We start from the raw sequence: 13,802 nt of genomic DNA, 5'->3' as shown, positions 1-13,802 counted from the left end.
CTGGAGCGTAACGGGACTACGGGATGAGCAGCAGCTTGCCCGTCGTGCGGCGGGCCGCGAGATCCTCCTGAGCCCGGGCGGCCTCAGCCAGCGGGTAGCGGTGGGAGACGTTGACCCTCAGCTGACCGGAGGCGATCCAGCCGAACAGATCCGAGGCCCGCCACAGCAGCTCGTCCCGGTCCGCGACGTAGTCCACCAGGGTCGGCCTGGTGAGGAACAGGGAGCCGGCCCGGTTGAGCCGCTGCGGATCCACGGGCGGCACCGGCCCGCTCGCCGCGCCGTACAGGGCCATGAGCCCCCGCCTGCGGAGCGCTTCGAGGCCGCCGTCGAACGTCGTGGCGCCCACACCGTCGTAGACGACGTCAACCGTGCCGCGCAACGCCTCGGCGAAGTCGTCGTAGCGCAGCACCTCGTCCGCGCCGGCCTCGCGCGCCAGCTTCTCCTTCGCGTCGGTGGACGTCGTACCGATCACCTTGGCGCCCCTGAGCTTGGCCAGCTGGGTGAGCAACTGCCCCATCCCGCCGGCCGCGGCGTGCACGAGCACCGTGTCACCCGGCTTCACCTCGTGCGTGGAGTGCGTGAGGTAGTGGGCGGTCATGCCCTGGAGCATCACAGCGGCGGCCAGCTCGGCAGGCACCCCGTCGGGCACCGGCACCACCCGCGCGGCCGGCACGACGGCCTTCTCCGCATAGCTGCCCATGACGCCCGCCCACGCCACCGTGTCACCCACGGCCACGTCCCGCACGCCGGACCCGACGGCGGACACCACACCCGCCCCCTCGGACCCGATCACGCTGGGCAGCGGCAGCGGATAGGCCCCCGAGCGGTGGTAGACGTCGATGAAGTTCACCCCGCTCGCCGCGACATCGACCACCACCTCCCCGTCTCCCGGCGCCGGATCCGGACGCTCGACGTACTCGAGCACTTCTGGGCCGCCCTGGGCGGCTATGACGATGGCATGCATGCTCCTAGTCAACCGCGCCCCCGCCGAAGGCCGCCGCCGGGGGCTCGACAACCGACCGCCATGGGAGCCCCTCGGTGGCTGCGACTACTGCCGGAACGTTCCGGCGGTCGCGCCTGCTACGGCTAGACCTCGATTCTGGCCAGCGCGCCTGCCTCCAAGGCGACCCAGATCGCCCCGTCGGGCCCCACTGTCAGGCCGTGCGGCTCGGCGGCGACCGTGTGGGACGCCGGAGCCTGCTCGGAAGCACGCTCGGCTGCCGCAGCCTCGTCTCCGGCTGACGTCGCAGGCTCCGGTGAGGTGACGGGCACGTCAGGCAGGTCGAACTCCTCGATGGCCCCGTCGACGGTGATGCGGCCGACACGGCCGACTGCCCACTTGGTGAACCAGAGGGCGCCATCCGGGCCCGTCACGATGGCGTGGGGCCGGGCAGCGCGGTCCGGCAGGGGATATTCGGTGATCTTCCCCGTCGGGTCGATCCGCCCGACCTGGCCGGCGCCGATCTCGACGAACCAGAGCGCCCCATCGGGCCCCGCCGTGATGTGCACGGGCGCGGCGCCCGCCGTCGGCAGGGGATGGATCGTCACCCCGCCCGACAGCGAGATCCGCCCGATGGCGTCGCCCTGGTTGAGCGTGAACCAGAGGGCGTCGTCGGGTCCGGCGGCGATGCCCGACGGCATGCCGCCCGGCACCGGCACCTCGAACTCGGTGAGCTCCCCGCCCGCCCCGATCCGCCCGATCCGGTCGGTCTGCAAGCACGTGAACCACATCGCACCGTCGGCGCCGGCCACGATCCCGTACGGCGAGGACGCCTCGAACGCCGTCACCTCGCAGAACGCAGACGACCGCCCCAACGTGCTCGCATCTGTGGACGTGCTCGTGTCCTCGGGCATGGCCGTCTTCAGAGACGCGGTCGTCTCCCCGAAGGCGGTCGCTTCCCTGGACGGTGTGATCCGCCCGACCCGGCCGCCCTGGAACTCGGTGAACCACATCGCCCCGTCCGCTCCCGGCGTGATCACCGTCGGCCCGCCGTCAGCGGGGTCGAGCTGGTGAACGGCCGGCTCCTCACCGGGAACGAGCCGGCCGACACGCCCCTGGTGCACCAGCGTGAACCACAGCGCGCCATCGGGACCGGTCGCGATGCCGTACGGCGCGCCGGCGGAAATCCTGGTCAACATATGCGTCCCTCCGAAATCTCAAGCTCGGCGCCCCTGAAGCGCCGTCGCAGCGCACGGTCGTGCGACACGATGACGAGCGCCCCGGGGTAGCCGTCGAGCGCCTGCTCCAACTCTTCGACCAGGGCAAGCGACAGATGGTTGGTCGGCTCGTCGAGCAGCAGCAGATCGTGCTCGCCCGCCAGGAGACCGGCCAGGGCGAGCCTGCGCTGCTGCCCCACGGACAGGGCGCCCACCTTGAGGTCGAGCGTCTCCGGCCGGAACAGCCCTGTCGCCAGCAGCGCGCTCCTGCGCTCATGGCGGGGGCCGTGGTCGTAGGCGTCCAGAACGTGCAGGCCCGGGTCGTAGACGACCTCCTGCGGCAGGTGACCCACCCGGCCGCGGGCCCGCTCCGCGATCGCCCGCAGCAGCGTGGACTTGCCCGCGCCGTTGGCGCCGCGGACCAGCAGCCGCTCACCCGCTGCGATCGTCAGCCGTCGCACCTCGAGCCGATCACCGACCCGGACGTCGTGCAGCTCAGCCAGCGTGCCTCTCGTCGATGCCGCGCCCCGGCCGGAAGCACTGTAAGTCAACGCGGTGATCCGGCCGTGGATGCCGTCCGCGGACTTCTCAGGCCGGCCGTAGGTGCCGTCCGTGGTCACCGCGGTCCGGCCGTAAGGACTGTCCGTGGTCACCGCGGTCCGGCTGAACGTGTCTTCGGTGGACGTCGTGGCCTGGCCGAAGGTGCCGCGGAAGCGCAGCGGCTGTGGCGGCTCCGGCACCGGATCCTCCTCCAGCCGGCGAAGCCGCTCCTGGGCGTTGCGCACGCGGCCTGCGATCGAACTCTGCACCCGCCCGGCGTTGCGGTCGTAGGCCATCTTGTTGTTGTCTCTCATGGCCCGGCCGACCGCGACGCGGTGTGCGGTGGTCGCGGCGTACTCGCGCACCTGGCGCACCTCCTCGCGCCAGGCGGCGTGGGCCTGCTCGTGCCGCGCCCGAGCGGCCGCCTTCGCCGCCAGGAAGCCGGAGTAACCTCCGCCGAAGCGGGTGGTCGTGCCGCCCTCGACCTCCAGGATCGACGTGGCCACCCGGTCAAGGAAGATCCGGTCGTGGGACACGACGGCGACCGTGCCACGGTGGTCGCGCAGCCGCTCCTCCAGCCAGGTCAGCGCGGACTCGTCAAGGTGGTTGGTGGGCTCGTCGAGCAGCAACGTCTCCGGCGAGGCGGCCAGCAGGCAGGCCAGGCCTAGGCGGGCCTGCTCGCCGCCCGACAGGCTGGACAGCACCCGGTCGCGCCCGACGTGGGTCAGGCCGAGCCCGTGGAGCGACTTGTCGACCCGGGCATCGGCTCCGTAGCCGCCATGGGTCTCGAAGGCAGTGACAAGATCACCGTACTCCTCCATCCGATCGTCGGTGAGCGCGGACTCCAGCTCGCGCATCCTGCGCTGCATGGCCCGTACGTCGGCCAGCGCCGCGTCGACCGCCTGCTGGACCGTATGGCCGAGGGGCAGGTCGAGCGTCTGGCCGAGGTAGCCGGCGTCGGCGGGCACCACGACCTCGCCGTCGTCCGGTCGCTCGGCCCCGGCGAGCAGCCGGAGCAGCGTGGACTTGCCCGAGCCGTTCTCGCCGACGATGCCCAACCGCTCGCCCTGCCGGACGGACATGGACACGTCGACCAGCACCCGCTGCCGGCCGTACGACTTGGAAACACTTCGGAGGATCGTCAGGATGGAACTCCAATCGCAACTGATGTAGCTTTAGCTTCGCACACTCCGAGCCTTAACGCAACTGGAGTAGTTTTTGGAGACGAGCAAGCGGCCCGGCGGGCGCAGCGCGCGGGTCCGCGACGCCGTACGGCAGGCCACGCTGGCCGAGCTGGCCGAGCACGGCATGCGCGGCCTGACCGTGGAGAACGTCGCCGAGCGATCGGGCGTCCACAAGACGACGGTCTACCGGCGATGGGGGAACGTCGAAGGGCTTATTTCCGACGCGCTGGAGATGGCCCAGGTGGAGCCGTGGCCGATCCCCGACACCGGCACGGTCGAGGAGGACCTGCGCGGGGTGGTCAGGCTGGTGCAGAGCGGGTTCGACGATCCGGAGCTGGGGCCGGTCTCGTCGGCGTTCGTGGCGGCGGCCATGCAGAGTCCCGAGGCCGCCCGGGCGCTGCACGACTTCTTCGAGGCTCGTCACGATCAGTCGGCGGAGGTGGTGCGGCGGGCCGTCACGCGCGGCGAACTGCCCGTCACCGTGGATGTGCGGGAGGTGATCCGGGTGGCGGTGGCGCCGATCTACTACCGGCTGTTCGTCGCGCACGAGCCGGTCACCGAGCGCGACGCAGAGCGCGCGGCGGACGCGGCGCTGGCCGCCGCGCGGGCTGGGGTGTTGTGAACATGGGCGATCGCGAGGGATAGCGGAGGGTTACGCACCCGATAGGGCTGTTATCCATTTTGTGATGATCGACCCTCTTGTCGGGAAGGTCGGAATTTCTTACGTTGATCGTCAGATCGATGATCAGCTCCGAGCTGCGCGGGGAGCGGTGCTTTCCCCGCGGCGGAGGGCTACGGCTTACGCCTTGGCGGGCGTCCTTCGTGGTTCGGAGTGTGGTGGCGTATGCGCCGGTTCTCGTCGTGGGTTCGGTCGCCGCGTTTGATCCTTTTGCTGCTCGCTGCCTTGCTGCCTGGGGTGTTGTCCCTTTCGGTGGGTCCTGTTCAAGCCCAAGGAAGTGCGCAGGCTGCGGAGCTTCTCGCTGTGGGGACCATGGGCGTTCCGAAGCAGATGGCCGGAACGGCGGCTGGGCTGCCGGCGCTGGTGGGCACATCGGTCACTCAGGCATCCAGCGGGACGCAGGACGTTCACGATGTGCCCGTGCGTGGCGCGTTGCGGCTGGAGAAGCGACCGGCGGCTGAGACCGCCACGTTGGAGACCACAGGGGCGAGGCTTTCCTCGGGAGTCGAGCGCGCGGAGCAGCGCGATCAGCAATCGACGACGAGTGTCGGTACTCCGCTGATCGAGGACGTCTACCCCGAGCATGGAGCGCTGGTGGGGACCACGCCGTTGCTGGCTGTGCAGACGATGAGTCTGGGCGGCGGGACACCGGCGGGCTTCAATTTCTTCTTCCATGTGTGTGAGGTGCCGGAGGAGGACGACGGGTTCGAGTTTCCGGACCCCACGAATCCTCCTCCGATTCCGGAGTGTGTGGAGTCGGGAAGGCGTGCGGGGCAGGAGACCTGGCGGGTGCCCGCGGGCGAGTTGACGTGGGGTAAGCAGTACGAGTGGTGGGTCCGCGTTGTCGATCAGGCTGGTGGTGGCTCGGCGCAGACGGACAAGCGGTCGTTCACCACCGGGGCGCGTCAGCCCGCGACGGGAGCGCATCTGGGTGAGCGTGGCAGCGGGGGGCAGGAGTTCGCGCCGATTTCCGGCAACTACACCACCACGGTCACCGATGCGCAGGTTGCGGCGGTGGGTCCGCCGCTTTCGGTGACGCGTACCTACAACAGTCTTGAGTCGCGCACCGACGGGATCTTCGGCGCCGGGTGGTCGTCCCTGTGGGACATGAAGATCGTGGCGGAGCGTTCGGGGGCGGAGGTGGCCGGGCTGCTGGTCTTCTACCCCGACGGTCGCCGGGTGCGGTTCGCGAGCAAGGGCGACGGCGGTTACCAGCCGCCGCCGGGGATGCATGCCGTGCTGTCGGATGTGGACGGTGGCGGCTGGCTGCTGATGGACAAATCGTCGACCAGCTTCACCTTCAACGCCTCGGGCCGCCTGGTGCAGATCTCTGATGCTCGGGGGCGCGCACAGACGCTGACGTACGGGAGTGACGGCAAGCTCAGCAAGGCAACCGCCGTTGGTGGCCGCTCGTTGCACTTCACCTGGTCCGGCCCGCGGGTGGCGACAGTGTCCACCGATCCGGTGGACGGCGAGAGCCTCACCTGGACCTACGGCTACGAGGGTGACAACCTGACCCAGGTCTGCGCGCCGGTCGCGGCACCGAACTGCACCAGCTACACCTACGCGGACGGATCCCGCTACCGCAGTATCGTGCAGGATTCCGAGCCGGTCGGATACTGGCGTCTCGGAGAGGAGCAGTTCGAGTCGGCGGCCAACGAAGGCAGCGACGGGCGGGCGGGTTCCTACACAGATGTCACCGTGGGGCAGCCCGGTGCGCTGGAGGGCAGTGCCGACACGGCCGCCGGCTTTACGAAATCGACGGTCGAACTGCCGATGTACCTGCTGGCCCGGCTGCGGGATCGAGTGGCGATCGAAGGCTGGTTCAAGACCACGCAGAGCGGCATGATCTTCTCCGCTGCGCCATCCGGCAATGCGTTCGGGGCGGCGCAGCCGGTTCTGTACGTGGGGACCGACGGACGTCTGCGCGGCCAGCTGGGGGATATCAGAAACAGTGCCGGCTCGTGGGTGTATGCGCCGATCACCACCGCAGATCCGGTCAACGACGATCAGTGGCACCATGTGGCCCTCAACGTCGAGGGAACGCGGCAGCAGCTTTTCCTGGACGGCCAAGCCGTGGGTGAAGTCAACGGCGATTTCTACCATGAATATCGAGCGCGGGCTTTCATCGGCAGCGGCCAGCGGGCCAATTCGTGGTCCACCATTCCTGGCGGGCCCAACGCCTCTGGCGTCTTCGCGTTCAAGGGTTCGATCGACGAGTTCGCCATCTACGACAAGCCGCTGACCAGCGCAGAAATCCAGGCCCACCACGCGGCCCGCGCGAAAGTGGCCAACAAGCTGACCGGAACGACCCTCCCGTCCGAACGAGTCTGGGCCTCCAACACCTACGACCCGGCGACCGATCGCCTCAAGACGCACACCGACCAGCACGGCGGCACCTGGCAGATCGGCGAGCCGGACACGGACTGGATCAACAAGGTCACGACCGTCACGGTGACCGACCCGCGAAATGGCACGGTGAAGTCCGGCTACGACGGATGGCGCAACTACCGCGTGGTGTACGAGGAAGACCAGCACAGCTTCAAGACCGAATACGCCTACGACACCGGCGGATTCCCGGCCAAGACGACCGACCGTAATGGCAACGTCTGGCGGCGGTGGAATGACAAGCGCGGCAACGCGATCAGAGACAAGTCCTGCCGCACGGGCAGCAACTGCCAGACGAACTACGCCTCCTATTACCTCAACGAGGACGACGAGTTCGATCCGCGCAACGACCGCCAGCTCACCTATCGCGACGCGCGCTCGTCCAGCGGGACCGACAACACCTACGCCACCACCTACGAGTACAACGCGCACGGTGAGCCGACCAAGCAGACCGGCCCGGCCACTCTGGACTTCCCCACCGGCCGCTTCGCCTCGGTCACCTACACCGACGGCAGCGAGCCGGCGGTCGGCGGCGGCACAACGCCCGCCGGCCTGCCGAAGACCGCCACCGACGCCAGAGCCAACTCCTGGAGGTACCGCTACAACGCCTCCGGCGACCTGGCCGAACAGAGCGCGCCTGAAGGCCTGCGCACCGAGGTGGAGCGTGACCCGCTGGGCCGGGTGACGGGTATGACAGAGGTGTTGGGGGCTCACCCGGCGGGGGTGAAGACGATCTTCACCTATGACGCTCTCAATCGTTTGACGACCCAGACGGAGCCAGGTGTCAAGAACGAGGTCTCGGGTGTCACCCACACCAAGCGTGTGACGTACGTCTACGACCCGGACGGTAACCGGCTCAGCGAGACCGTCGCCGACCTCACCGGAGGCGACGCCGAGCGGGCCACCGTCTACACCTACGACGACCACGGCAGGGCCGAGACGGTCACCGATCCCGAGGGCGGTGTGGTCCGTCAATCCTGGAACACCCGCGGTCAGCCGGCTTCGACCACCGATGCCCGTGGCGCGCTGATCGAGCACGCCTACAGCAAGCGCGGTGAACTCATCACGCGCACTTTGAAGGGCTGGACCGGTAGCCCGGTGGCGCCGCAGCCGGCCACGGACGTGGTGCTCGAGGCGTTCACCTACGATTCTGGCGGTCGTCTGGCGACCCGGACCGACGCGATGGGCCGCAAGACCTCCTTCACCTACTACGCCGACGACCTGCCGGCTCAGAAGATCGCCGATCAGGTCAAGCTGAACGGCTCCACCACCGCCAAGAACGTGATCCTCGAAGACCACACCTTCGATGCGGCCGGAAACCGCACCAAGCTGATCACCGGCGGCGGCACGACCACCACCGAGTACGTCTACGACGCGGCCGGCCTGCTCTCCTCGCAGACGCTCGACCCCGGCGTGCTCAGGCGCAAGACCGCATTCACCTACGACGCCAACGGCAACATCGTCAAGACCACCCGGACCGGCGCGGGCAGCACCCGCTCCGAGGTCACCGAGTTCACCTACAACAAGGAGAACCAGGCCACCAAGCAGAGCGTCGAGAACGGTGAGCAGGACCTGATCTCCACCACCGCCTACGACGAGCGCGGCCTGGCCATCGCGGTCACCGACCCACGCGGCAACGCCGAAGGCGCGACCAAGGCCGACTTCACCTCCACCATGCGCCACGACCTGCTGGGCCGCGTCGTGCAGGTGAGCGGCCCGCAGGTGCAGGTGGACAAGGCGGGCACGGCCGGGGCTGCGCAGCCGAAAGCCGCGTTCGGTTACGACACCCTGGGCGTCCAGACGCACGAGAGCGACGCCGAAGGCCGTACCGTCACCTCGGTCTTCGACAAGGCCGGACGTCTGACCAGTCAGATCGCCCCCAGCTACACGCCGCCGGGCGGCACCGCCGTCACCCCCACCACCAGTCATGCCTACGACCCGGCCGGACAGCTCATCTCGACCACCGACCCGCGTGGCTTCACCACCACGTTCGAGTACGACAAGCTCGGTCGCCAGGTCCGCGTGACCGACCCGGCGCCGGACGGGCAGACCCCGGGCCGCTGGGTCGCCGAGTACGACCTGGTGGGGGAGAAGCTGGCCGGCCTCGACCCGACCGGTGCCCGAGTCGAGGCCACCTACGACGACCTCGGCCGGCAGATCACCGCGACGGAGATCGAGCGCAAACCCACGGCCACGGTCGCCACCACCACCCTGACCTACAACGACGCCGGGCATCTCCTCAAGGCGGTCGCGCCGGGCAACAAGAGCACCGAGCACACGGTGAACGCCGCCGGGGAGGTCACCTCCACGACCGACCCGATGATCAACAAGTCCACCGTGACGTACGACCTGGCGGGCAGAGCGGTAACGGCCACCGATCCGCGGAACAACGCCACCACGCTGGAGTATGACCTGGCCGGCCGCCAGATCGGTGCCAAGGACCTGGACTCCGCCGGCACCGTGCTGCGCACCAGCACCTCCACCTACGACCTGGCGGGCAACCAGATCACCGCTACTTCGCCCGAAGGCCACCTCACCCGGCAGACCTACGACGCCCTCAACCGGGTCACCTCGCTGATCGAGCCGGTCTCAAGTAGTGAGTCGATCACCACCGGGTTCGGCTACGACGCCACCGGCGCGCGCACCCGCCTGACCGACGGCCGGGGCAACGCCACCTGGTCCACCTACAACAGCCTCGGCCTGATCGAGACTCTCACCGAACCCGCCACCGCCGCCCATCCGGCTGCCGCCGACCGTACCTGGACCTCCGTCTACGACGCGGCGGGCAACTCGGTCGCCACCTTGCAGCCAGGCGGGGTACGCATCGACCGCGAGTTCGACCACCTGGGCCGCCTCGCCGAGGAGACCGGCGGCGGAGGCGGAGCCGCCAGCGCCGAGCGGACCTTCGGCTACGACCCGGCCGGCCGCACCACCGCCATCGGCGACCTCACCGTCGACTACAACGACCGCGGCCTGCCGCTGAGCATCCTGAAGGGCACCACCCAGCAGAGCGCCTACGCCTACGACCTGCTGGGCAACCCCACCCAGCGCGTCGACGCCGCCGGCACCGCGACCTTCACCTGGGACAAAGCCAGCCGCCTGGACACCGCCACCGACCCGGTCACCGGCCGCAAGCTCACCTACGGCTACGACAAGGCCAGCAACCTCGCCTCGCTGACCGCCGTCCAGGGCACCACCACGACCGACACCCAGTCGTTCACCTACGACGACCTCGACCGGCCGCACACCCACACCCTGAACAAGGGCGCCGGCACCGGCACCCAGCTAGCGAAGATCACCTACGGGTGGGACAAGGACGACAACCTCACCACCAAGACCACCGCCGGCACTGCCGGGGCGGGCGCCAACACCTACGGCTACGACCACGCCGGACGCCTCACCTCCTGGACCGCCCCCGGCGGGGCGAGCACCGCCTACGAATGGGACGCGGCCGGCAACCGCACCAAAGCCGGCGACAAGACCTACGCCTACGACGAGCGCAACCGGATGACCAGCGGCGACGGCAGCACCTACACCTACACCCCGCGCGGCACCCTGGCGACCGAGGCCAAGAACGGCACCACCACCCAGCTCACCTTCGACGCCTTCGACCGGCTCATCGCCGACGGCGACAGCGTCTACAGCTACGACGCCCTCGACCGTCTCACCTCCCGCATCAGAGGCGTCAACAAGCAGACCTTCGCCTACTCAGGCCTCAGCAACAATCTCGCCGCCATCATCGACACACTCGGCGGCCTCCAGGCCCGCTACGGCCGCGACGCCTTCGGCGCCCTGCTCGGCCAGCAGGAGGGCGCCAACCCCGCCCACGCTACCCTGACCGACCTGCACGGCGACCTCGTAGCCACCTACAGCACCACCGCCCTGGCCACCACCACCGCCTACGACCCCTTCGGCGCGATCACCGACCAGACCGGCGTCAAGACCAACCTCGGCTACCAAGGCGCATACACCGACCCCGACACCGGCAAGGCCAACATGCACGCCCGCTGGTACCAGCCCGGCACCGGCACCTTCACCAGCCGCGACACCATGACCCTGTCGCCCAACCCGTCGGTCCAGGCCAACCGCTACACCTACGCCAACGCCTCACCCATGACCGGCACCGACCCCACCGGCCACGCGACGGTCACCGGCACCCCCGGCAGCGGCGGCCACCTCGACTGGAACTCCGGAACCGACTGGTCGTCGTACAACGGGGGCGGCAGCTGCGACTGGTCAGCCTGTAGTGATCCCGTTCCCTACGAAAACCTCTACTCCTGGGGCGAGCAGAACAGGGGCGACCCCGGCCGGATCGCCGAACTCGACCCTCAGTGGTATTTCGAGAATTTCATCCTGGACAATTACATCCTGGGTGATCACACGGCCAAGCCTGAGGATTGGGACAAGGCAAGCCTAAAGAAGCGCGCAGCGTACCGGGCGGCCTTCGAAATGGGCCTCACCGGCGAAGAACTCGCGGCCCTGTGGCAATTCCTTACTTCTGGCGGACGGTCATCAGCAGGAGCGTCGGTTCCTGACGCGCCTGGACTCTTGGATAAGCAGGCGTGTGAGAGAGCTAGGGGTAAGAAGGAATGTGCAGCCATGCAAAAGGCTGCAGATAATCTCGTCATGTCGCGGAAATTCATGCAAGGCTGCCTCGTTGAACCCGCGTCAGTATCTCTCTGTGGAGAATGGCAGGCAAAACTCGGCATCTCCGATGAGGAGAAACGTCTTTTAGTTCAGATGAGGGCGCGGAAAAGTGGTTCCGACAATTGGGTCTCTACCATTCTGTCCGGCGCAGTCGACTTCATCTTTGCAGATGCCATGGCCTGTCAGCAGGGAGATTATTCTTCCTGTTTCATGATGCTAGGTAGCTTTGTGCCGGGAGGCGGGGTCGCCTCAAAAGGCGTCAGCAAGGCGCTCGGGCAACTCGGGAAAATATCTCCGAAGGTTGACGACGCAGCCAAACTCGGAAAGCGGCTGTGTAATAGCTTTGTAGCCGGAACCTTAGTATTGATGGCAGACGGAAGCCATAAGTCGATCGAGAAGATAGTGGTCGGGGACAAGGTGTCGGCCACTGACCCGCTCACAGACGAAACGGCAGCCCAGGAGGTTGCTCATCTCATAGTTGGCACCGGAACCAAGGACCTCGTCGAGATTACGGTGACATCGGACAGTGCCAGGGATGAGCACGGCTCATCCCTGATAGCAACAGCAGAGCATCCCTTCTGGGTTCCAGCGCTTCGGAAGTGGGTCGACGCCGTTGATCTTCAACCTGGGCAGTGGCTCCAGACTTCTGCTGGAACCTGGGTGCGAGTCGACTCCGTCCGCCGACAGACGGCAGCTCAGCGCGTTCACAACCTCTCGGTGGCCGATGTTCACACCTACTATGTAAGCGCTGGAGCAACCGACCTTCTCGTTCACAACGATAATATAAACTGCATATCGAACAAGGCGGCTGACGATATCGCTAGAGCTCTCGGGTATACCAAGAAGAAGGGGGAGAGATCCGTCACCGGAGCTTACATATGGGAAAACAAGAAGGCGAAAGCCGGACAGCCGCGCTATATTACCTGGGATAAGACTGGACATAAGGGGGGTATATTCAAGGGGGCTAATTTTGAAAAGCCGTTCCGAACGACCACTGACGCTGGCCGTGATGGAACCTATGATCTGCTTATCTCGGACAACGGCCATCTATTGGGACTGAAATGGATAGCGAAGTAACGGAAGAACTGGTCGTGGGGCCAGCAGATGATGCTGTTGCAGAGCGCCTTGCCGACGCGCCCGGATGGGAGGAGTACTCCGCAAGGCTGCGTGACACCCTATGGAAGGTTGTGAAGACAACCGGCGTGGAGTCGCTGGAGGTTGCTGATCTGCGGGTTCCTGAGCCATTGCCGACTAGACACTCATCGCTTCGAAATGGAGTGGAGCTCGACCTGGCTGGAGCGATCAAAATGGTTGTTGACATGCTGGCAGGAGTGTCGCCGTACTGTGATTTCACCGCGCCCGGCCTTCATATTGCCATAGGTTACAACGGCTATGTAAATATCTACATGACCCGTGGCAGTGCCGACAAACTGGCCGACCTGGGCAGAGAAGCGCTGCGCCTGCAATGGTGCAATCGGGTGCCGGACTTCCCGGACGATATCCAAATAGTTGAAGCCTCCGCAGATGACAGTTTCTGGACGTCGATCAGATCGGCTGCGGAGACGGCTGTGGTATTGCTGTGCGAGCGTTGGGCGCACGGCGATTACGGGTGCAATTGGTTTCTGCTAAATCCGGATAATATCGACGAAATCTGCCAGTCGGTTCAACCTCGATCCCTGCTGTGCGTTGCAATTGATCCGGACCTGCATCTCAATCCGGCTCTTAAGGAAGAAGACTTCACCGCCTTCAGGGCTCCGCTCACCCCGGGCCGGTTGACGTACGCTGCCCACCATTGGGGAGTCGATGATCTTCAGGAGTTGGTTGACCAAGGCATGAATTTCATGGTGGCTACCTCCGATTTGCGAGAACTGTCCGCCGTCGTTCCTGACGCAGATGGGGTGGTTCGAGGAGTCTGGATGGCCTGCACCCAGGCCTGATCGTCCTGTTTCTCGTTCTGTGTGGCGCGTGGTGTCGCCCGAGCTGCTCGGGTGGGCGGCGGCTTCCACGGGGCCGCGGTGCGGTGAGGTTCCTCCTTCCCAGGGTGTTGGGGCGGGTTCGGGCTGGTCAGGTACACCGGCGCAGAGGCGTTGCCGACAGGTGAGGAAGGCGTGCTTCCACGGCCAAGCTGGTGCTGATCTTGAGGATGCGCTGGTGGGCGTGTTCAGATGCCATAGGCAGTAGCGCAGGGTTTGCGGCTCGGCGCGGGC

Annotated in this window: 6 protein-coding genes; 3 read left to right on the top strand and 3 right to left on the bottom strand. The window is 67.0% G+C overall.

What is annotated here, in order from left to right; genetic code table 11:
* Positions 1-16 precede the first annotated feature (16 nt).
* The 3 genes from V5E28_RS26415 to V5E28_RS26405 all read right to left on the bottom strand — a co-directional run bounded on the left by V5E28_RS26415 (position 17) and on the right by V5E28_RS26405 (position 3,779).
* Complete coding sequence (locus V5E28_RS26415) at positions 17-964, bottom strand: quinone oxidoreductase family protein (protein WP_336210141.1); 948 nt, start codon at positions 962-964, stop codon at positions 17-19.
* A gap of 122 nt (positions 965-1,086) precedes the next feature.
* The gene (locus V5E28_RS26410) at positions 1,087-2,139 is read right to left on the bottom strand and encodes a virginiamycin B lyase family protein (protein WP_336210138.1); all 1,053 of its coding nucleotides are present in this window, start codon (positions 2,137-2,139) and stop codon (positions 1,087-1,089) included.
* The gene (locus tag V5E28_RS26405; RefSeq protein ID WP_336210255.1) at positions 2,133-3,779 is read right to left on the bottom strand and encodes an ABC-F family ATP-binding cassette domain-containing protein; all 1,647 of its coding nucleotides are present in this window, start codon (positions 3,777-3,779) and stop codon (positions 2,133-2,135) included. Before V5E28_RS26405 ends, V5E28_RS26410 begins: the two co-directional genes overlap by 7 nt.
* A gap of 136 nt (positions 3,780-3,915) precedes the next feature.
* Between V5E28_RS26405 and V5E28_RS26400 the strand changes: the two genes are divergently transcribed.
* The 3 genes from V5E28_RS26400 to V5E28_RS26390 all read left to right on the top strand — a co-directional run bounded on the left by V5E28_RS26400 (position 3,916) and on the right by V5E28_RS26390 (position 13,532).
* Positions 3,916-4,503: a TetR/AcrR family transcriptional regulator gene (locus V5E28_RS26400; protein WP_336210135.1), complete on the top strand. Its 588-nt coding sequence runs from the start codon at positions 3,916-3,918 to the stop codon at positions 4,501-4,503.
* 369 nt (positions 4,504-4,872) lie between these two features.
* On the top strand, positions 4,873-12,672 hold the full coding sequence (locus V5E28_RS26395; protein ID WP_336210134.1) for a polymorphic toxin-type HINT domain-containing protein: 7,800 nt from the start codon (positions 4,873-4,875) through the stop codon (positions 12,670-12,672).
* A complete protein-coding gene (locus V5E28_RS26390; protein ID WP_336210131.1) occupies positions 12,657-13,532 on the top strand; it encodes a hypothetical protein in 876 nt (291 codons plus the stop codon). Before V5E28_RS26395 ends, V5E28_RS26390 begins: the two co-directional genes overlap by 16 nt.
* Positions 13,533-13,802 lie beyond the last annotated feature (270 nt).

It is taken from the genome of Nonomuraea sp. LPB2021202275-12-8 (assembly GCF_037044575.1).
Lineage (GTDB): Bacteria > Actinomycetota > Actinomycetes > Streptosporangiales > Streptosporangiaceae > Nonomuraea.
Note: the sequence above shows the minus strand (reverse complement) of the source record. Positions and strands in the feature narration are given on the sequence as shown.